At 60.9% G+C, this 17,629-nt stretch carries 20 protein-coding genes, 3 pseudogenes and 1 riboswitch; of the genes and pseudogenes, 4 read left to right on the top strand and 19 right to left on the bottom strand.

Annotation, left to right across the window (positions count from 1 at the left end):
* Positions 1–75: 75 nt before the first annotated feature.
* A riboswitch (glycine riboswitch) is annotated at positions 76–176 on the bottom strand.
* Positions 177–216: 40 nt separating this feature from the next.
* From L0A91_RS04420 to L0A91_RS04465, 11 genes and pseudogenes are all read right to left on the bottom strand, one after another.
* Positions 217–794 (bottom strand): annotated as a pseudogene (locus L0A91_RS04420) (MerR family transcriptional regulator).
* 162 nt (positions 795–956) lie between these two features.
* Positions 957–1,457, bottom strand: coding sequence for a bifunctional nuclease family protein (locus L0A91_RS04425; protein ID WP_235246010.1), 501 nt, complete (start codon positions 1,455–1,457; stop codon positions 957–959).
* A 34-nt stretch (positions 1,458–1,491) separates the two neighbouring features.
* The gene (locus tag L0A91_RS18345; protein ID WP_311198004.1) at positions 1,492–1,959 is read right to left on the bottom strand and encodes a hypothetical protein; all 468 of its coding nucleotides are present in this window, start codon (positions 1,957–1,959) and stop codon (positions 1,492–1,494) included.
* 53 nt (positions 1,960–2,012) lie between these two features.
* Positions 2,013–2,246 (bottom strand): MerR family transcriptional regulator, encoded by a 234-nt coding sequence (locus L0A91_RS18350; protein ID WP_311198005.1) that lies wholly within the window; start codon positions 2,244–2,246, stop codon positions 2,013–2,015.
* A complete protein-coding gene (locus L0A91_RS04435; RefSeq protein WP_220122539.1) occupies positions 2,243–2,698 on the bottom strand; it encodes an FHA domain-containing protein in 456 nt (151 codons plus the stop codon). Before L0A91_RS04435 ends, L0A91_RS18350 begins: the two co-directional genes overlap by 4 nt.
* Positions 2,699–2,812: 114 nt before the next feature.
* Positions 2,813–3,202: a glycine cleavage system protein GcvH gene (gcvH, locus tag L0A91_RS04440; protein WP_235246011.1), complete on the bottom strand. Its 390-nt coding sequence runs from the start codon at positions 3,200–3,202 to the stop codon at positions 2,813–2,815.
* 63 nt (positions 3,203–3,265) lie between these two features.
* Positions 3,266–3,427: a hypothetical protein gene (locus L0A91_RS04445; protein ID WP_235246012.1), complete on the bottom strand. Its 162-nt coding sequence runs from the start codon at positions 3,425–3,427 to the stop codon at positions 3,266–3,268.
* Positions 3,412–4,128: a DUF881 domain-containing protein gene (locus L0A91_RS04450; RefSeq protein WP_235246013.1), complete on the bottom strand. Its 717-nt coding sequence runs from the start codon at positions 4,126–4,128 to the stop codon at positions 3,412–3,414. Before L0A91_RS04450 ends, L0A91_RS04445 begins: the two co-directional genes overlap by 16 nt.
* A gap of 128 nt (positions 4,129–4,256) precedes the next feature.
* Positions 4,257–4,588, bottom strand: a pseudogene (locus L0A91_RS04455) (small basic family protein).
* 2 nt (positions 4,589–4,590) lie between these two features.
* Entirely contained in the window at positions 4,591–4,962 is a 372-nt protein-coding gene (locus L0A91_RS04460) for a DUF881 domain-containing protein (RefSeq protein WP_235246014.1), read from the bottom strand.
* Positions 4,944–5,450 (bottom strand): hypothetical protein, encoded by a 507-nt coding sequence (locus L0A91_RS04465; RefSeq protein ID WP_235246015.1) that lies wholly within the window; start codon positions 5,448–5,450, stop codon positions 4,944–4,946. Before L0A91_RS04465 ends, L0A91_RS04460 begins: the two co-directional genes overlap by 19 nt.
* Before the next feature lie 231 nt (positions 5,451–5,681).
* On the opposite strand from L0A91_RS04465, the gene L0A91_RS04470 reads away from it, so the two are divergent.
* Positions 5,682–5,936, top strand: coding sequence for a hypothetical protein (locus tag L0A91_RS04470; protein WP_235246016.1), 255 nt, complete (start codon positions 5,682–5,684; stop codon positions 5,934–5,936).
* Here L0A91_RS04470 and L0A91_RS04475 read toward each other — a convergent pair.
* Complete coding sequence (locus L0A91_RS04475; RefSeq protein ID WP_235246017.1) at positions 5,933–6,760, bottom strand: LLM class F420-dependent oxidoreductase; 828 nt, start codon at positions 6,758–6,760, stop codon at positions 5,933–5,935. The two genes, L0A91_RS04470 and L0A91_RS04475, sit on opposite strands and share 4 nt — an antisense overlap.
* 272 nt (positions 6,761–7,032) lie before the next feature.
* On the opposite strand from L0A91_RS04475, the gene L0A91_RS04480 reads away from it, so the two are divergent.
* The gene (locus tag L0A91_RS04480) at positions 7,033–8,295 is read left to right on the top strand and encodes an IS481 family transposase (protein WP_235246018.1); all 1,263 of its coding nucleotides are present in this window, start codon (positions 7,033–7,035) and stop codon (positions 8,293–8,295) included.
* Positions 8,296–8,354: 59 nt separating this feature from the next.
* Here the strand turns inward: L0A91_RS04480 and L0A91_RS04485 are convergent, their stop codons facing one another.
* Together L0A91_RS04485 and L0A91_RS04490 are read right to left on the bottom strand one after the other, a co-directional pair.
* Positions 8,355–9,032, bottom strand: coding sequence for a hypothetical protein (locus L0A91_RS04485; RefSeq protein WP_235246019.1), 678 nt, complete (start codon positions 9,030–9,032; stop codon positions 8,355–8,357).
* Entirely contained in the window at positions 9,029–9,613 is a 585-nt protein-coding gene (locus tag L0A91_RS04490; RefSeq protein WP_235246525.1) for an ImmA/IrrE family metallo-endopeptidase, read from the bottom strand. Before L0A91_RS04490 ends, L0A91_RS04485 begins: the two co-directional genes overlap by 4 nt.
* On the opposite strand from L0A91_RS04490, the gene L0A91_RS04495 reads away from it, so the two are divergent.
* On the top strand, positions 9,509–9,886 hold the full coding sequence (locus L0A91_RS04495; protein ID WP_235246699.1) for a hypothetical protein: 378 nt from the start codon (positions 9,509–9,511) through the stop codon (positions 9,884–9,886). The genes L0A91_RS04490 and L0A91_RS04495 overlap by 105 nt on opposite strands.
* Here L0A91_RS04495 and L0A91_RS04500 read toward each other — a convergent pair.
* The 4 genes from L0A91_RS04500 to L0A91_RS04515 all read right to left on the bottom strand — a co-directional run bounded on the left by L0A91_RS04500 (position 9,850) and on the right by L0A91_RS04515 (position 12,279).
* Positions 9,850–10,170, bottom strand: coding sequence for a helix-turn-helix transcriptional regulator (locus L0A91_RS04500; protein ID WP_235246020.1), 321 nt, complete (start codon positions 10,168–10,170; stop codon positions 9,850–9,852). The genes L0A91_RS04495 and L0A91_RS04500 overlap by 37 nt on opposite strands.
* Positions 10,171–10,457: 287 nt before the next feature.
* Positions 10,458–10,928, bottom strand: a complete 471-nt coding sequence (locus L0A91_RS04505; RefSeq protein ID WP_134404999.1) for an HIT family protein — start codon at positions 10,926–10,928, stop codon at positions 10,458–10,460.
* Positions 10,925–11,764, bottom strand: a complete 840-nt coding sequence (locus tag L0A91_RS04510) for a macro domain-containing protein (RefSeq protein WP_235246021.1) — start codon at positions 11,762–11,764, stop codon at positions 10,925–10,927. Before L0A91_RS04510 ends, L0A91_RS04505 begins: the two co-directional genes overlap by 4 nt.
* A complete protein-coding gene (locus L0A91_RS04515) occupies positions 11,764–12,279 on the bottom strand; it encodes a TIR domain-containing protein (protein ID WP_134404995.1) in 516 nt (171 codons plus the stop codon). The genes L0A91_RS04510 and L0A91_RS04515 overlap by 1 nt, the downstream gene beginning before the upstream one ends.
* Before the next feature lie 669 nt (positions 12,280–12,948).
* Between L0A91_RS04515 and L0A91_RS04520 the strand changes: the two genes are divergently transcribed.
* A complete protein-coding gene (locus tag L0A91_RS04520; protein ID WP_235246022.1) occupies positions 12,949–13,956 on the top strand; it encodes a DNA-processing protein DprA in 1,008 nt (335 codons plus the stop codon).
* A gap of 65 nt (positions 13,957–14,021) precedes the next feature.
* On the opposite strand, the pseudogene mobF reads toward L0A91_RS04520, so the two are convergent.
* A pseudogene (gene mobF / locus L0A91_RS17235) lies at positions 14,022–17,563 on the bottom strand (MobF family relaxase).
* Between the last annotated feature and the right edge of the window lie 66 nt (positions 17,564–17,629).

Below are 17,629 nucleotides of genomic sequence, written 5' to 3' on the forward strand. Positions count from 1 at the left end.
GATCCCACAGCGGATGCCTCCCCCTCTGCCCAGGCAATCCGCGGCTGCTCCGCGGGTGCACCGTTCCAGAGTTGCCTCGTCTATGCGGTCCTGGCGCCTGAGAGCTTGACTTGGGGAGTTTGCCCCTTCGGCGCCTCAACCCGTGCGTGAGATGAGGACTCTCCCGCATAGCGTCTACAGCAAGCCCAAATCTACCACTGGGACTGCTGGAATGTCTTAGCTGGTTTTGCGGGCCTGGCGACGTGCTGAGAGCTCATCGGTGGCAACCACCGGAACCTCTTCGCTACGTTCGCTGGGCAGTTGGGCCAGTTCGCCCTCTACCTCGTGCCACACCTTTCCGACAGCGATACCGAAGACGCCCTGACCGCCACGCAGCAGATCAATGACCTCCTGGTCGGATGTGCACGCATACACTCCGGCACCGTCGCTCATGAGCGTGATGTTGGCCAGATCTGCCACGCCGCGGTCGCGCAATTGGTTCACTGCGACGCGGATCTGTTGCAGGGAGACACCAGCATCCAAAGTCGCTTGATGATCTTGAGGACCAAGATGTCGCGAAAACTGTAGAGGCGCTGGGTGCCTGATCCGCTGGGATTGCGGACCGTGGGCTCAACCAAGCCGGTCCGCGCCCAGTAGTCCAGTTGGCGGTAGGTCACGCCAGCTGCACCGCAAGCGGTGGGGCCCCGATATCCGATGGTCTCGTCAAAAGCAGGTGCGTCCTGGTCAAAGAGAACGCCTTGCGCATTAGCCGACCCATTTTCGGGCTGACCGGGCTTATGTACTCCCGCTCCCACGGCATCCTCCTTTGACCTCAGTGTTGGGCTATCGCGCTATTCGGACTTACCAAGCAGTCAACGTGAATGCCACCTGTGAATATGACGGTATGCGCGCCAGCCGCTCTGGTCAACGACCGACGCGCCCCATGCTGTTACGCATGTGACAGATGTGACAAAGATTTAGTCTTCGGTTGGGGGCTCGCTGTCGGGATCGATCGCCTCAAAGTCCTCGGCTGACACGTTGTCGAGGAACTCTCGAAAGCGCTCGACCTCATCTTCATCATCAACTGCCATGGTCACGCCGACCTCTTCAAGCAGCTCGTCGCTGGCCATGATCGGAACAGCGGCCCGCAAGGCCAGAGCAATGGCGTCGGAGGGACGAGCCGAGATTTCATGTTTGCCGCCGTCCATGACCAATTCGGCATAAAAAATGCCGTCCTCCATCGAGGTCAGCAACACGTGATCGAGCTGATGCCCCAGAACATCAACGAGGGTGACCATGAGGTCATGAGTGAGCGGTCGTGGCGGCTCAACTCCTTGCTGGGCATAGGCGATAGCCGTCGCTTCGGGAGCACCGATCCAGATCGGCACAAAGCGTTGGCCCTCGCGCTCCCGCAGGAGCACGATAGGCGAATTTGTCGGCATTTCGACGCGGACACCGAGGACGTCCAATTCCTTCACGCGACCACCGTACCTGCTTGGTGTCCCGGAAACCTCAGTTGGGTTGGGTCAGCCCCGAACGGACCAAAGCGACGTGCAATGCCAGCGTCCTAGCCAAGATGTCGGCCTGCACGTCTTCGGGCTCGGGACCAGCGGCGCCGCGGGCTTGCTTGCGCCTCAGCGGTTGAGCAATTTGCTCAGCCAGTCCGATTTCGCGATCAGCGGCGACACGGAAAAGGCGCAAGTGGCGAGCCTCTATGCCGTAGGCAGCCAAGGCAGCTGCTTCGCGCGCCACATCGGCATCGTCGGCGCCGTGCCGCCCAGCGGCATCGACACGCAACAGGCCAAAAGATTTCAGGGCGCTGTAGGTCGGCATGTCCAAACCCGTTGCCTGGCGCAACTCCGAAGGGCTCATCCGCACCGTACGTCGGGTGCGAAGGCTCTCTTTGGAGGCAGCCGCTGGCTCACTAGCCGCACTCGGTGCGGTTTCGGGCTTCTCTGGGACCGGAGCGCTCTCATCCAAACCGGGCACCGGAAGCCCACGATCCAGCCGGTCCAGGGCGTCCTTAATGACCTTCAGTGGCCAAACCGATCACGCTGGGCAGTCAACACAAAACGCAGTCGGCCCACGTCAGCGCTACTGAACGTGCGATAACCACTTTCGCGCCGACGTGGCTGCACCAGGCCTTCTGCTTCCAAGAAACGAATCTTGGAAATGGTCAGATCGGGAAAGTCTGGTGAGAGAAGAGTCAAGACCTGCCCGATGGATGCACCACCGGGCAGGTCTGACGAAGCTGTCGCTCCGGTCACTGATGTCCGCGATAGAAGACGAGACGGAACTTGCCAATCTGGACCTCGTCGCCCTGCTCAAGGCCGGACTCGTCGATCAGCTCACGATTGACATACGTTCCATTGAGGGAGCCCACATCACGGACCACGTAGGACCCGCTCTCCCGGACAAACACCGCGTGCCGACGGGAGACGGTGACGTCGTCGAGGAAAATGTCGCTCTCGGGGTGGCGGCCTGCGCCGACCTCGGCATCGTCCAGCAAGAATCGAGCACCCGTGTTGGGCCCACGCAGCACGATCAAAAGTGCGGTGCCCGGACGCAGGGCGTCGACGGTCTTCTGGTCCTCCGAAGAGAGCCGCGGGGCTTCATCCTCATAGGAGTATTCCGATGCTGGCACATCTAAGCCATGAGGAATCCGAGCCGTCGTGGGGTCGGTTCCATAGGCGTGGTGCTCACGCTCACGCTCCGTCACGGGCGCACCTGCTTTCTTTCAGTCGAATGCCGCCTCAGCCAACGGCGGAAGATCTTTCCGGGAATCCCCAGAAAGGCCTAAGCCCCACTCTAGTGGAGCGGAGGCCCAGATGGGCTAGGCCACAGAGGCTTTGTATGTCTCGGCGTCCATCAATTCGGACAAAGAGTCGTCGTCAGAGAGCTTCATCTCAAACATCCAACCTGCACCGTAGGGGTCGGTGTTGATCAGCTCAGGCGTGCCATCGAGCTGGTCGTTCACCGCGGTGATCTCGCCGGCCAGTGGCGCGTAGATGTCGCTGACAGACTTGGTGGACTCGACTTCACCCGCGTCGTCACCAGCGGTGACCGTGTCGCCAACATTGGGCAAGCTGACGTAGACGACGTCGCCAAGGGCATCCTGCGCGAAGGCGGTGATACCAATCCGGACAGTGCCATCGCCCTTTGAAGCGATCCACTCGTGATCGGAGGTGTATCGCAGGTCATTGGGGTATTCGAACTCGCTCATGAGCGTCCTCCAGGCTGGGTGGCTTCCCGGTGAAGGAGCCACGTCGTCGTGTCGTATGAAACCTTAACGCCCATCGGTGGCTGGGACCGGCTCGGCGTACTGCATTTCGCGTGGCTGGGTGGTTGCGGTGATCGTCACCACGTCCGATTCTTCGATAACCACGTCTCCGTCATTGCGGGCCACACTGTCGTTGAAGCCGCCGGGGATGGCTAGTGCACCGGCCAACGGTGGGAATCGCCAATGGCAGTGACTGTGTATGGCTGGTCCAAGGTGATGCCGTCGACCGTCAGTTGACCGTCAGCAACGCCGAACCAACTGCTTGCCACGACGCGGGCTGGACCAATTTGGATGGCTTCGGAGCCAGCGTCGCGCAACTCTTGGATGAGGTCGATCATCGTGGTCGTTGTCAGCTCACCGTCCGGGTCGATCACGGTGATCGTGACGCCCTCCCCCGATACCGGCACTGTCCCAGCCAAAATCTGGTAACTCTCAAGTCGTTGCGCCGCGGCAGCCGCGGCCGCGTCAGCACCGTCGGAACCCTCCAGTTGAGCCTTGTCCTGCTCTAGCTGTTGAACTTCGTCCTCGAGCGCGTCAGCGCGGTCGGACACGTCATCGAGCAAAGCAACCAGGTCAGCCTCGCGAAGGTTCTCTAGGTCGCCAGCCTGGGTGTTTTGCACTTGCGCGACGAGGGCCACGCCGATAGCCAACGTGACGACAGCGGCTGCAAGGTTGCCGCGAGTCATCTTGAAACGCCCGAGCCTGGCTAACCGGCGTCGAGCCGTGCTCTGGCTGATCTCGGGGCGAGCACCCTCACCAGCAAGTTGCGCGACGGCATGCGATGACGGCTGAGGTGCAGTCTCATCGGGCTGAGCCGGAGCGGCCTCTTCCGCAGACGGCACGGGCTCCGGGTCGGGCGCAGGCGCCACGGCGAACCGTGGGTCCTCCTGAGATTGCTTGGTTTGAGCCGACCGGGCCTTCGTGGCTGCCTCCTGCGCGATCGCAATACGGCGCGCGTTGGCTTGGGCTTGGCGCCTCTTTTCTTGTTCGCCACCGCTCAGGCTCCGAGGAGGTGACGACGGATCGCTGCGACGTTCGAGAAGATTCGCAAACCTAGAACGACGACGACACCGGTGGACAGTTGCGCTCCAACTCCGAGTTGGTTGCCAAGGAAGACAATGACGGCAGCAACGAGCACGTTGGACGCAATGGAGATCACGAAGATCCGGTCGTTAAACATCCCCTCTAGCGAGGCCCTGACTCCACCAAAGACTGCATCGAGGGCAGCGATGACGGCGATTGCCAAGTACGGCTCCAAAAGAGTGGCACCTCAGGTTGAAGCAGGAGCCCCAGCACGATGCCCACGACGAGACCCAAAACTGGAATCACGGCTACTCCCCTTCTTCGTTCTCGGTGATAACTTGCGCCACCCTGGTCGTTAGACGCTCGGCTGCTGGAATTGTCATTTCGTCCTCGACGACAACCTCAGACAGGATGCCGTGTTCATTGCCGAGGTCAATCAAATATTGGCCGGTACTGCCGATGGTCAATTCTTGTTCTAGCAGCTCTTCGTTGCCAATGGCGCGGACCTCATACGGCGGCGCTATCCCTTTGAAGTCAACGACGATTGCTGCCCCCGCAAAGCGAATTGATGAGGTGGACGTGAGTCGCTGATCGTTGATGACAATGCCCTCCGCGCCTGCCGCCCACATTCCGTTGGTCAAAATCTGCAGATCTTGGGCGATCACGCGCTCAGCGTCCAACTCCCCGTCCGAGGCAGGCGAGTTTTCGTCTCGGGGGCGTCGTTCATCGTGACCAGCACCCCGGGGCCAGACAGTGCGGTGGCACCAACGGACTCACCGAGGTCTCTAATCTCATCACCCTCGACAATGCCGGCCCGCTGTAGTTGCGCTTCCTCAAGAGATGCCACGTCGGCCCGCAGGGATTCGATCTCGGCGCTGTAAACATCCCCGAGCGCTTGTTCAGCGTCTATCCGCTCGGCTAGCTCAGTCCGCTCTACCGCGTCGACCGGGTCAGGGGTGCGCAACGTGATGGCAGCCGTGGAGAACAGAAAGCCCAGAATCAAACAGGTCACGATGATGAGGGTGTTTTCGGCGACGTTGACGCCGACTTCCCCACGCGCACTCTGCGCAGCAGCCGATTCGTAGCCTGGGTCAAGGGGACGATCAAGGACTTCTTGCAGCATCGCCATAGACGCAGCGGGGTCACGCGGCTCCGACTCGTCACGCACGATTCGCCACTTCACGCATACCCTTTCTTGGCCTGTGCTAATCGTAGTCGCTGTGCCTGACAGGCCAGCCATTTCGATCCACTGCGAGTGTTTGGCTGGGCCAAAAGTGCGAGTATCTTCGGCACATGAATACGGAACTGAATGCAGAACTGTTTGTTGTCGAAGATGTGATGCTGCTCCGCGGATCAACTCCATGAAGACAACCTGCGTCAAGAAATTGAAGATGCGTTGGTGCGTGGCCTGACGCCCAACCCAAGAACGACGTCCATCATTGCCCTGTCGGGGGCAAACCTGCTGAATGTCCTGGTTGATTCCGGTGCACGCAAGGACAAGCAGGTGGAGCAGCGAGCCAAGGCCATCGAAGACGGCGACTGGGACGCGAGCATGGTGTCGGACGCTGTGGCCGCCACGAGTGCAGCCATAGCCGCCTCGACAGCGGTGGCCATCGGCGTCGCGGTCTCCTCCTCGATCACTGCCTCAAGTTAGGCGTTCTTCGCGTCGCGCCACTCAAGCCAGCCCTTGATCTCCGACAGGTCATAGTCGGGTCCAGACGTGCTGACCGTGAAGAGCCGCGCGCCAAGCTGAAACTTGGCCTCGGCTTCATCGTTGCCTGGCTCATCCCCGGCCGTTGAGACTTCGATCTGCGACATGTCTCGACCGACGACACGACAGTGCTCAGCCAAGACACCCAACTTGTGCGCCAAGACCTCAGCGTCGACAAAGCTGTGCCAGATGTCAGCATGCTTTGCCACGAGTCGCAGCGTCTTCTTCTCGCCGCCACCCCCAATAAGCACTGGGATCTTGCGGGTGGGCGCAGGGTTGAGCTTTGACCATCGGTCCTCGATGACCCGCAGGCTCTCCGCAAGGTCATCAAGCCGGCTGCCCGCCGTGCCGAACTTATAGCCGTACTCGTCGTAGTCTCGCTCAAACCAGCCGGACCCAGTGCCAAAGATGAATCGTCCCTGACCGCCCTTGGCACTGATGTGGTCGATGGTGCGAGCCATATCAGCCTGCAGGTTGGCATTTCGATAGCTGTTGCAGTTGACCAAGGCACCGATCTCTACCCGCTGAGACTGCTCCGCGATCGCAGCCAGCATGGTCCACGACTCAAAGTGCAGTCCGTCGGCCTCGCCAAACAGCGGGAAGAAATGGTCCCAGTTAAAGATGATGTCGACGCCGAGGTCTTCCAGTGCCGCAGCGGTCTCTCGGATCTTTTCGTATGCCGCGTGCTGTGGTTGGATCTGCACGCCGATCCGCACCGGTCGCATCGCTGGGGTACCGCTCGGCCCGCTGCCTGCTGAATTGGACATGGATATCTCCGATCACCGCGTTGTGGCCACTGCGCTCACTCTAAGAGAACAGACACATATGCCGTGTTTTGACTGCGTCGCGGTGATGGGCCGAGCTGGTTCAAGACACAAAAAAGCCCTGGTGAGAGCAACTCCCACCAGGGCACAATCTGTCGGGCTGACAGTGTTGTGGTTCAGGACATCCGCGACACATGTCTCAAGACATCCGCGACAGTATGTCTCGGGTCATCCGCGATGACGCTGATGTGTCGGTGGCGTGGTGATCCTCGTAGATGTCGAAAGCGCGTTTGGTTATCGCTGCCCTTCCCACTGAGCACCTCACCCCAACCGAGGTAGCCCCCAAGTACGGTGTCCACCGTTCCTGGGTTTACCGACTCAAAGCCCGATACGACACCATCGGCGAAGCCGCGTTCGAGCCACAATCCCGCCGGCCGCACCACACCCCGAACACCACGGACCCAGAAACCACGGCCCTGGTCCTGGATATCCGAAACACCCTCACCCAACAAGGACATGACGCCGGCGCAGACACCATCCGGTGGCATCTACACCCCGAACACCACACCCTCATCTCCCGTGCCACGATCCACCGAATCCTCGCGCGCAACGGCCTCATCACCCCCACTCCGAAGAAACGCCCGAAAAGCTCTTACCTTCGCTTCGAAGCCGAACAACCCAACGAAACCTGGCAATCAGACTTCACGCACTACATGCTGCCCAACAGCAAAGACATCAAGATCATCACCTGGCTCGATGACCACTCCCGCTACGCACTCCATATCAGCGCCCACCACCGAATCACCGCGACCACCGTGGTCACCACCTTCACCAAAGCGGCAGGCCAGCACGGGTACCCCGCATCCACCCTGACCGATAACGGCATGGTCTACACCGCACGCTTCGCCGGTGGTCGCGGCGGCAAAAGCACCTTCGAGATCGAACTCCGCACCCGAGGCATCACTCAAAAGAACGGGAAACCTAACCACCCCACCACCCAAGGAAAAGTTGAACGCTTCCAACAAACCCTCAAAAAATGGTTACGAGCCCAACACCCACAACCCGAGAACATCACCCAACTTCAGCGACTCATCAACCAGTTCCGGCACGAGTACAACGAAACCCGACCCCACCGATCACTACCTCACCACGCGACCCCCACAGCGGCCTACACCGCACGCCCCAAAGCCACACCAGGAAACCGATCCACCGAGACTCACCACCGAGTCCGTGATGACCGCGTCAGCAAAACCGGATCGGTCACCCTGCGCTACAACAGCAAACTCCACCACATCGGCATCGGCCGGACCTACGCCGGAACCTACGTCCGACTCCTCATCCAAGACCTCAATATCACCATCATCAATACCATCACCGGAGAAATCCTGCGCGAACTCACCCTCGACCCCACCAAGAACTACCAACCCAAACCCCCACCCAAAACAACAACGGACCTACGTTTCCGTAGGTCCGTTGTCGCGGATGTCCTGAGACATCACACTGTCGGGCTGACAGGATTTGAACCTGCGGCCCCCTGACCCCCAGGCGTCCAAACTTCTCGATCCGACGCCTCTCCCGCGTAGTTCTGCAATTCAGGTCATGCAGAGCACGTCATAGGATGCGTGGTTTCCATGGTTGTGGTCCCCTTTTGGTCCCCCTGCTGGCTCCAGCAAGGTAGGTCCATGAGACCAGTGGTGGCGAGTGGGGCGAGCCCATCGTCGAGTTTGCGAAGGCGGTCGTAGAGCACCCGCATCGAAGCCTTGTCGGGCAGGTGTTCGCGTCCCGCGGCCCTCTTCAGTACGGTGAGCGTGCTGATCAGATCGATACGGCCCGGCACGCCGTTCGCGACGTGAAGACGCTGAAGCCGCCGTTGCTCGACTGCCGCCATGCTACGTCCGCCGCCGTCATCGATGAAGACGATGACGTTTTCGCCGCGCTCGGCCGCGACCACAGCGTGGGCAATCACCATGGTCTCGCCGAGGTCTTTATTCGAACGCACACGCTGCTCGATCGGCATTCCTGCGATGCGGTGCACCGCAGCAGCAAGCTCATCGGTAGCGTCATCGGAGAGTACTTCCATCAGTCGCGACGGCAGCTTCTTCCAGACTCGCTCGGCAGCAGCGAACCTCTCATCCTGACGGGCCTTGCGAAGAATCTCATCCGCAACGATCTCAGGAACGCTCAGTGCACCAAGCACGCTAAAGAGCAGCCGCTCTTTGTTGAGGGAGAAAAAGTTGATGCCAGGGCCTGCATCCATAATGGGATGCTGGCTCATGGGGAAGCGCCCTCACCCTCCAGATCACTGAGGTCAACATCAACTTCCGGAAAATCTTCAAGGCTCAAGTCCGTCGCCTCGTGCTGGACCGGGACGACTCCCGCCTCTTCAAGGTCTTCAAGTACCGCATCAACGCTTACACCCCTGAGCGTTGCGATGACCTGCGCACTCACGATTCCTTCTGCGTACCCCTCAACGGCGCGGGCAACGAGCGACTGTGGTGCGCGAAGTCGGTCTGAGTCATCTTGTAGGGCAGCGTAGTGATCGCTCCAGCCGTATCGTGTGGCAATTTGAGGAGTCCGGTACCGCATCCAATCCTGCGCAGTCGATTGGTTGATGTACCCAGCGTCACGCATTGCGATCGCTGCGATCGCGGGTGAAATCAAATACCTTTGCACGACAGCGGCAAGGTCGGCTTCCGAAGCCGATTCGCGATCCCCGAGGAACTCCTTGACTCCCTCAATCGGAATAAGGAGATGGCGCGCAAAGGCATCCGCCCGGATCTCGTCGGGCGATCGTTTCTCAAACTCAGCCTCGTCATTCCAGCCCTCGAAGACCAGATGTCCCAGTTCATGGGCCAGTGTACTGCGCTGTCGCATCGGATTCCGGCTACGAGCAACCCCAACGAAGACGGCGCCTCGAACCGGGTCGCACATGGCCAGGCCATGCTCGTCTGGTTCGGCATCGAGGATCGCTACGTCACAACCTGTCGTCTGCTCAATGAACGCAACCAGATCGCCGAGCGGCTGCACCCCGAGCCGATGGTTGCGCCTGAACTCATCGGCCGCTTGCTTCGCCTGCTGCTCCACGCTGAGGATCATCGCGCTGCGGAAATCCCCTGGTCATCGAGGTAGGCGTCGAGTTCGATGAAGTGCAACAATCGCTGACGCATCGTTGTCATGCTCGATCCGTTTGTCGCACGCGCCGCGCACTGCACGCGCTCCGCAACAGCACTACCGGTGAGTTGTGCAACCGTGCAGCCAATAGCGTCGGCGATCTGGATGATCTCAGTCATCTTCGCAGTCCGCTCACCGCTCAGGATTCGATTCAGCGTCGCTTGTGAGATCCCGGTTCGATCAGCAAGCGCGCGCTGGGACAGACCAGCAGCAGCACGAGCGCTCTCGATCGCTGTACTCATGTTCGACATCACCACAACACCCCCTGAATCACTTTTGTTAAGTTGATTCAGTCCAGCTCCTCGGGACCGCTCGGTCCAGTCCATCTGCTGCGAGTTGGGCCGGAGCGGTAAGGCTTCCGATCCCAAATAGATCAGTAGGCGTCCAAACGGCGCTGTTCGGACCGTTTTCCGCATGACTCTGGATGCGAGATCATGAGGCGAACGTCACCGAATGCATGATTTGCATGACTCTGGTCCCGTTCTGGTCCCCTTACCGCTCGACCGGATCGACGCGTGGACACGCCTGTTCAACCACGGAGAAAACCGTCTATAGGTGGAGCTGTGCTCAGAATCCTCGCGGCGATCTGGTCGGTTTCGGCGACGCTGAGTTCCGGTACGTCGTCGAAGTTTGTGCCGCCTCCGGGAAGCGTCGCGGCGACATGAAAGTGGAGATGAGGAATCGCCTGGTGAGCTGCGGTGCCGTTGTTCTGCCACACAGCAATCCCTGGACGTTCGTAGGCCTCGTCAATGGCGGCCGCAGCCCAGGTGACAGTATCGATCAGTTCGTGGCGTTCATCCCGCCGTGATTCCAACAACGTCGGGTAGTGCCGTGTGGGAAGGACAAGGAGGTGCCCGAGTCCGCGTTGCTCTCGTGTCACCAGGACCGCCACGAGGCGGTCGCGACGAAGAACAGTGAACGGGCGCCTCCCCGTGAGGTAGTCACAGAACGCACACCGCTCCTGCTCCGGGATGTCGAGACTACTGGCGCTGTCGGTCATTCTGTCGCCAAAGATCGGAGAAAAGCTTGGAACTCAGTCTGGTCGATCTTATTAATCTCCTTCGGGTGGATGACGATCCGCAGTTCGGAAGACACCCGATTCCGGCGACAGCGCAGGAAAAACGAGAATGCCATCAATCGCACGGCGGCTTCGGGAGTTAGCTCCGGAATACGAGATTGACCTTGGCCAAGCAGCGGCACACAGATTGGGGCACCATTGCTGTGCATATCGACGGCGTCCCACAGCTTGTCCAGACTGTGAACGATGCCGCGAACTGAACCCTGCGCGCGGTTGTGCGCGTCCATCTCAGTGTACGCAAGACAGTAATAGCGGATAGCGCCGCGGCCTTCGAGAATCGCAGTGGTCCCCAGAGGGTACGCACGCGGCTTGCCAGCCTTGACGATCCTCGAGACTGGCTTTGTGGCTGCCAGCGATTCCTCCAACTCCTGGTCAAGACGCGTATGCGAGCTCGCATAGACAGTGCACAGAAAGCTTCCCTGCACGCTACTCGCGTCGATAATGGTCGGGTCCGTATCGAACGTCGTCGTCATCCCGACCATCGCCGACGCATCCTGCTGAAACAAGTCACCAACGACGAGTCGAATCGTGAAGTTTCCATGGGCGTACCATTGCGACGGCGACGTCTGGCGTTGCTTGAATACCGCCCATGTTGCTGCCACGACCACAGCCACCGCTATCAGCCACCATTGGTTCTTCAGCATGTCAGGAGCAAACACGGCGATCACGCCCGCTCCCGCCGCCTGCGCACCAATTGCCTCCAGAAACCGGCGGGAAAACCCTGCCGCATACCGACGAGGGTTACGTTTGTGACGCACTACTTGTTCAGTCCAAGACTCTCGTATACCGATTCCTTGTACCGGTACGGTCCGGTGTTGCTCGATCCCGCGAAGTTGACGGCGTAGTCATCGAGGGCGTACTTGATGATCCTGGGCCCAAACGATACCGCCATCGTGTAATAGTCGGCATCAGCAAACGGTGTCGGAACATTCCCGCTGACGTGCTCGCGGGCGCGATCCAGGTTCGCGATCACGACCGGGAGCCCCAGTGAAATGATCGCGTTGACCTCGTAGGCGAGAAACGAAGTGCCGTTGCCACCTTTGCGACGGGCGTCCGCGCTGCCCAACAAGATCACTTGCTTAGTGTTGTTCAACCGCTCGCGTAGCCGCCGCTTGATCGTTTCTGGCGTACTCGTGTCGCGAGCCTCATAGATATCGTGAGCGTTCGTGAAATCGAAGTCGATATTATCGCTCGCCTTCCATGCTGTCATCAATCGGTAGTAATGGATGTCTTCGCTGGCGAAAGCGACATAGGTTTTGTTGCGGTAGCTCATCGTTGGGCTCCTGGACTCATCAGGTACGGGTAAACGGACCGGTGGGGCCGCACGAGATTATGGTATCGGTGACCACCGACATCGCCGTCTGCCCCGTACCCCGAGCCATTGGCGTCAGATGCGCCTGGTAGTTACCGCTACCCCCAGGCCGAGGTGTTGTGGGGCTGAGATCGATGTGAATCTCGATAGTCTGCGACCCGCGTCTGTAAGAGCAGGCCAACGCATATCGGCCCGATCACGAGGAACTTGAGTGCGTTCCAGATGCAGACAAGAGCAACGACGTAGAGCCAGCGGGACGCTCCCCCGCCGATGAGGGCCGTACAGATGCTCGCGACGAAGAGATACGGAATGGCGAGGAGCATCGCGGGCACGCCCCACTTAAGCCGCGGCGGGTTCGAATCGCGTCAAGCAGGATGTTGGTGGGCATGTACCTGCGCATGAAGTTGCGGAGGTAGATGCTGATAACCCAGATGATTCGAAACATGACAACTGTCCTCTCATGGTTCGGCAACGTTGAACCTGGAGGACTGCCCTGGGCCGTCATGCCATCGCATCGGCGATGGCGAACATTGAGTGTGTCGCCTGGTTCCAAGGGTACGCCGAACCAACGACATAGGAAAGGGCGGTGTTACGCACCTGCACGGTGATGACTGGCTGTGAAGGAGCCCGATGATGACTTCCCTCTCTTCCCTCGGACACGACGAGCGAAGCGCGCGCACCGTTCTCTCGCTCGTGGCTGCACCGGATGATCCGTCGACCGATCGTCTCCTTGGCCTAGTCGGTGCCGTAGAACTGCTCCGCCTCGCTGATGCTGACGGCGCGGTGCCCGGCCTCGACCAGATCGCAGCGGCAGTATGGCGCGAACGCTTGCACACTGTGAGCAGCGCCGACACCTTGGCCACACCGATGGCGACCTTCGAGCGACAAGGCCTCCGGGTCCTGATTCCGGGTGAGAAGGATTGGCCAGCCGCCCTCAACGATCTCGGAGTACGCACACCATATGCGCTGTGGACGCGTGGCGAGACTGCGCTGCTGGCCAAGCCTCTCGCCGACCGCATCACGCTGACCGGCGCGCGTGCCTCCACCGCGTATGGGGACCACATGGCGATTGAACTCGCCAGTGACCTCGCGCTCAGTGGCCGTGTCGTTGTCGCTGGCGGTGCCTACGGTATCGAAGCAGTCGCACACAAGTCGGCGTTGGCGGCCGGTGGAAGAACGATTGCAGTCCTCGCGGGTGGGGTCGATCGCGCGTACCCTGCTGGACACGCGGATCTGTTTGCGCGTATTGAGCACCAAGGCCTCCTCGTTTCTGAAGTCGCCCCGGGTGTAGCACCAACACGGCAGCGCTTTCTCGATCGTGGCCGGATTATGGCCGCGCTCTCCTCGACGACGGTGATCGTTGAGGCGGGGGCGCGGTCAGGATCGCTGCGTGTCGCCGGCGAAGCAGCGGAGCTTGGTCGCTCCGTTGGTGCGGTTCCTGGCCCCGTGACGAGTGCCGCCAGCTATGGCTCCAACATCCTCATTCAAGACAGACGCGCCCGTTTGCTCACAGGTTCCGAAGACGTTCTTCGACTCGCCGACGAGGACAAGAGCAACGACCACAACGCGGAGCTGTCACGAGCATTTCGCATCGCTGCAGCGTGTGATCGTCGCTCACCCGATTCACGCAGCCTTTAATCGATCATCTTCTTCCGCGCAGTTGACTGGCGAAAAGCGCGCGCACCGGCGCGACTGGGCAGCGGTCAGAGCGCCCGCCCCTCCGAAGTCCGCTCAGACGGACCACGATGGGACTGCACAACCTTGGCCGCGGCGTTCGTACTGCGGATCTCGGTGAGCGCTGCTTCGGCCCTCGCGTGATCAATTCGCTGCGCCGTGGCCTCGGGCCGGAGCCCAAGGGCTCGGCGTCGTGACGGCGTATCGGTCGCGATACGCGGCGATCGTCCCCGCCGCCAACTGCCACCTCTCACGCCCCGATGCAGCGGCAGGAGCTTCACCGAGTGACGCGATCCATTGCGCATCATCTGCGATTGCTTTGCCGAGCACTGCGTCGGCTCGCTGCGTGATGAGGTCACGACGTTCATCGAGCGCCTGACGCATGTCATCAGCAACCGGTCCCATCGCTTCGGGTACGAGCCCGGCGATGAGCCTGGGCACCTTGCGTGTGCGGCCTGATCCAGCTGGTCGCGCGGTGGCGTCGATAACTCGGTGTCGGATGACGGCAGCGATGTCGTCCGCATCGCCAAAGCCACGCGCACGGACGAGACGTGGGAGCAAGTTGGCCAAGTCATGATGGTTGGCTTCAGCTCGGCGCAGCTCTGCGCTCAAGGGGCCGAACGCATCCGAGCCAATGACCTCATCCACTTCTTCTGCATTGAGGCCGGATGTCCGCACCAGAGCCGCCCACCGGTCGCGTTGCGCTGCCGCGGCGATCGTCTCATATTCTGCGGCGAGCTGTGCGATCGTTCCCCAGGACTCTTGTTCGACGGCGATCGTTTCATGCGCAGAGAGCTCGGCGCCCACGTGCTGGAGGATGCTGATAAGCACGCTGCGGCCGGTGACTTCATCGTTCTGTCCCGGATGCGGGCCATCGTGGGATGCGTCGGGTTTATCCACAGCGACGTAGGCGACGTTGGCATCACGACCCCGTGTCATAGCCACGTAGAGAGTCTCCTGGTCATGGTCGAGTCGACGAGCACGTGGGCAGTATCGGTGGTGAGGCCTTGCGCCCGGAAGGAGGTGACCGCGTAGCCGAGTTCGACGTGCTCCGCGACGTACTCCGTTGGAAGGAGGACGCTGGATCCCCAGGAACCTCCGGTGCGTCGAACCAGCATCGATCCATCGCGTCGAACATCGACGACGTTCCAGCGATCCCCGTTGCGCACCCAGCCTCGCCCTGCCAGTAGGCGGCGATCATTGCGCCGAGTGATGACGGTGTCACCGCACGCCGCATAGTTTCCATCGTGCAGCTCCGATTCACGGATCCCGTGAACGGTTCCGTCGAGAATGAGATCGGTCCGTGCGCGGTTATTGAGCGCGGTCACGGATTCGTTGGAGTCTGAGACGAGAACCGTTGCGAGCCCCGCGACGAGATCGGTGCGCCATGCGGCGTAGGCAGCATCGATCATGCTTTCGGTGTCACCGTCAACGATTCGATCGTGCGCGTCGTAGGTGTCGATAACTTCGGTATGACCGTGTCGAAGATCGAGAGACGCACGCTTTTCCCAGTCGTGCGTGAAGCGGTGAACGTCGACGAGTTCGGGAACCTCATCGCGGTCGTAGGTGAGCAGTCCGAATGCACCGCCCGCGTCGACCGCCTGGAGCTGCGCAAAGTCGCCGACGAGTAACACTTTTGCCCCAGCCTCAGCAGCGAGCTGGGCGATTCGGTCCAGCGACAGCGTCCCCGCGAGTGACGCCTCATCAACGATGACGAGCTGACCTGGCTGAACGCCGACGTCTGCCTGGAGATGGCTCTGCCACCATTTTGCCGTGTTCTCGGTTGCGATACCGAGATCCTCGGCGAGCACATGTGCCGCACTCGACGATGGCGCAAGTCCAACGACAGATCCTGCGCCATGTGCCTTCTCCCACGCTCGGCGCAGCGCGTTCATCGCGGTCGTTTTCCCGGCACCAGCGGGGCCGACAAGCAGATCGACGATGCGACCGGAAACCGCGATCTCCATCAGCGCGGATGCTTGGTCCTCGCCCAGTACCAATCCCGCACGGTCAGGCTTCCGCACGATGCGTTCGACCGTCTCCAGCGAGACAGTCGGGCCCGTTGTTGTGTGCGCGAGTTGAAGCAGGCGCTCCTCGGCGTCGAGCAACTCACCAGACGAGAACACCGTGGAGTTCTTCGACCGAAACACCGACGTCTCGTCACTCCTGCGAAAGACGGCAGGGCTGAATGCCAGTTCGGGCGGCGTGAGCCGAATCGACACAGCCTCAGCAGCATCCACAACCATGCCAATGATCGCCTCACGATCGCGGGTGCTCGCGAAACGGTACCGCATCGTTTGCCGAGCAGCTTCGGCCGTGAGATTCCACCGGCGCCACGTCGAACGCTTCTCCCCAACTACAGTCACAACGCTCTGTCCCAGCCCACGAACGACGTCAAGCGGCACATCATCCGCCCGCAGGAGCAACGGCACCTCATTCGCCGCGACCATTCGTGCCCAGCCGGTTGCATCGCCACCAAGGATGTTGCCCGCCCGCCGCCTCCACTGCGCGGTGAGGTCGGCGAGCGAATGGATCTCCTTCTCCGGTCGTGTCGCGAGCGTCGCCTGGGCACGTAGCTTGATGATCGTCGCGCTGGAGGGTTGCCTGCCGTGCTTCTCCACGTACGCAGCGATGAGACGATCCTTCTCCTCATTGATATGCCGCGAACGCGACGAGAACTCGGACACAAGTTGTTCAGGGACCTTAGCGATGGCCCATGCCGCGTTGCGGTCCCGTCCGCGATCACGCGTTTCCCACTCAACGCCGAAGAGCCGCGTGAGGTGATCCGCGAACACCGCTTCGTGGAACTCAGAGAGCGCCACCGTCGCAGCATGGAGGGGACGACCGTCCAGGCTTCGCCACTTGTTGTCGAGCACGGTCTGCACCTTGTTGCTGATGACGACGTGCGTGTGCAGATGCGGGTCGCCCGATCGTGAGTCGTAGTGGTCATACGCTGTTGCGATCAACCCGCGCACGTCGACCTGCGCAACGGCACCATCCCCAGGGGTTGCACCGGCGCGAGTGGCTGCAACCTCGCGCTCCATGAACGCAACCACCTCTGCAACCGCCGCATGGTGCGCGTTGACGATGAGAGATTGCGTTCCCGCGTCAGCCACTGCCCACAGCACGGAGGCGGACTTCGGGATGGAGAAGGTGAAGTCGTATCCGGCCACTGCTCGTCGAGTGCCACGCTCGGATTCCTCCGCTTCGATCGCCGCGACTGCTCGGGCCCGAGCGATAGGACTCAGCTCCGGATCGAGCGCGCTGACTCGCTCACCAACCCGCTCAGCCGCCGATTTGTAAGCCGGGTACGCGCGCCAAGCGGCTCGCCCGTGACAGGATCACGACCCATGCCAATCAACAGCTGAAGCTGCGCCTCGGTGACTTCATCGCCGTCGCTTAGTTGCCCACTTCCGAGTGCCGCGAGGCCGCTGCCCATCCATCGCCCCGGTGGCGTGCCGTCCGCGTTGTAATACCTCGTCAACGGGGTCGAAAGGTCCCGATCGCCGTCACCGGCAGCCACCGTGCGCAGCAGATACTTGTAGCCGTCGCCCGCCGACATCACCCGCATCGACACCGTCACCGCAGCTCACCTTCCCTCCATCAAGGAGGAGGTAAACAAGCAGGATCGGCTACT

The sequence above is a fragment of the Ornithinimicrobium sp. INDO-MA30-4 genome (assembly GCF_021535045.1).
GTDB lineage: Bacteria > Actinomycetota > Actinomycetes > Actinomycetales > Dermatophilaceae > Ornithinicoccus.

What these genes read in the sequence shown, in the direction of transcription:
- L0A91_RS04485 (WP_235246019.1), bottom strand. Translation starts at nt 9,032, where the DNA reads ATGAGCCAGCATCCCATTATGGATGCAGGCCCTGGCATCAACTTTTTC.
- L0A91_RS04475 (WP_235246017.1), bottom strand. Translation starts at nt 6,760, where the DNA reads ATGTCCAATTCAGCAGGCAGCGGGCCGAGCGGTACCCCAGCGATGCGA.
- L0A91_RS04480 (WP_235246018.1), top strand. Translation starts at nt 7,033, where the DNA reads ATGTCGAAAGCGCGTTTGGTTATCGCTGCCCTTCCCACTGAGCACCTC.
- L0A91_RS04515 (WP_134404995.1), bottom strand. Translation starts at nt 12,279, where the DNA reads ATGAGCTACCGCAACAAAACCTATGTCGCTTTCGCCAGCGAAGACATC.
- gcvH (WP_235246011.1), bottom strand. Translation starts at nt 3,202, where the DNA reads ATGAGCGAGTTCGAATACCCCAATGACCTGCGATACACCTCCGATCAC.
- L0A91_RS04505 (WP_134404999.1), bottom strand. Translation starts at nt 10,928, where the DNA reads ATGACCGACAGCGCCAGTAGTCTCGACATCCCGGAGCAGGAGCGGTGT.
- L0A91_RS04495 (WP_235246699.1), top strand. Translation starts at nt 9,509, where the DNA reads ATGGCGCGCAAAGGCATCCGCCCGGATCTCGTCGGGCGATCGTTTCTC.
- L0A91_RS04500 (WP_235246020.1), bottom strand. Translation starts at nt 10,170, where the DNA reads ATGAGTACAGCGATCGAGAGCGCTCGTGCTGCTGCTGGTCTGTCCCAG.
- L0A91_RS04520 (WP_235246022.1), top strand. Translation starts at nt 12,949, where the DNA reads ATGATGACTTCCCTCTCTTCCCTCGGACACGACGAGCGAAGCGCGCGC.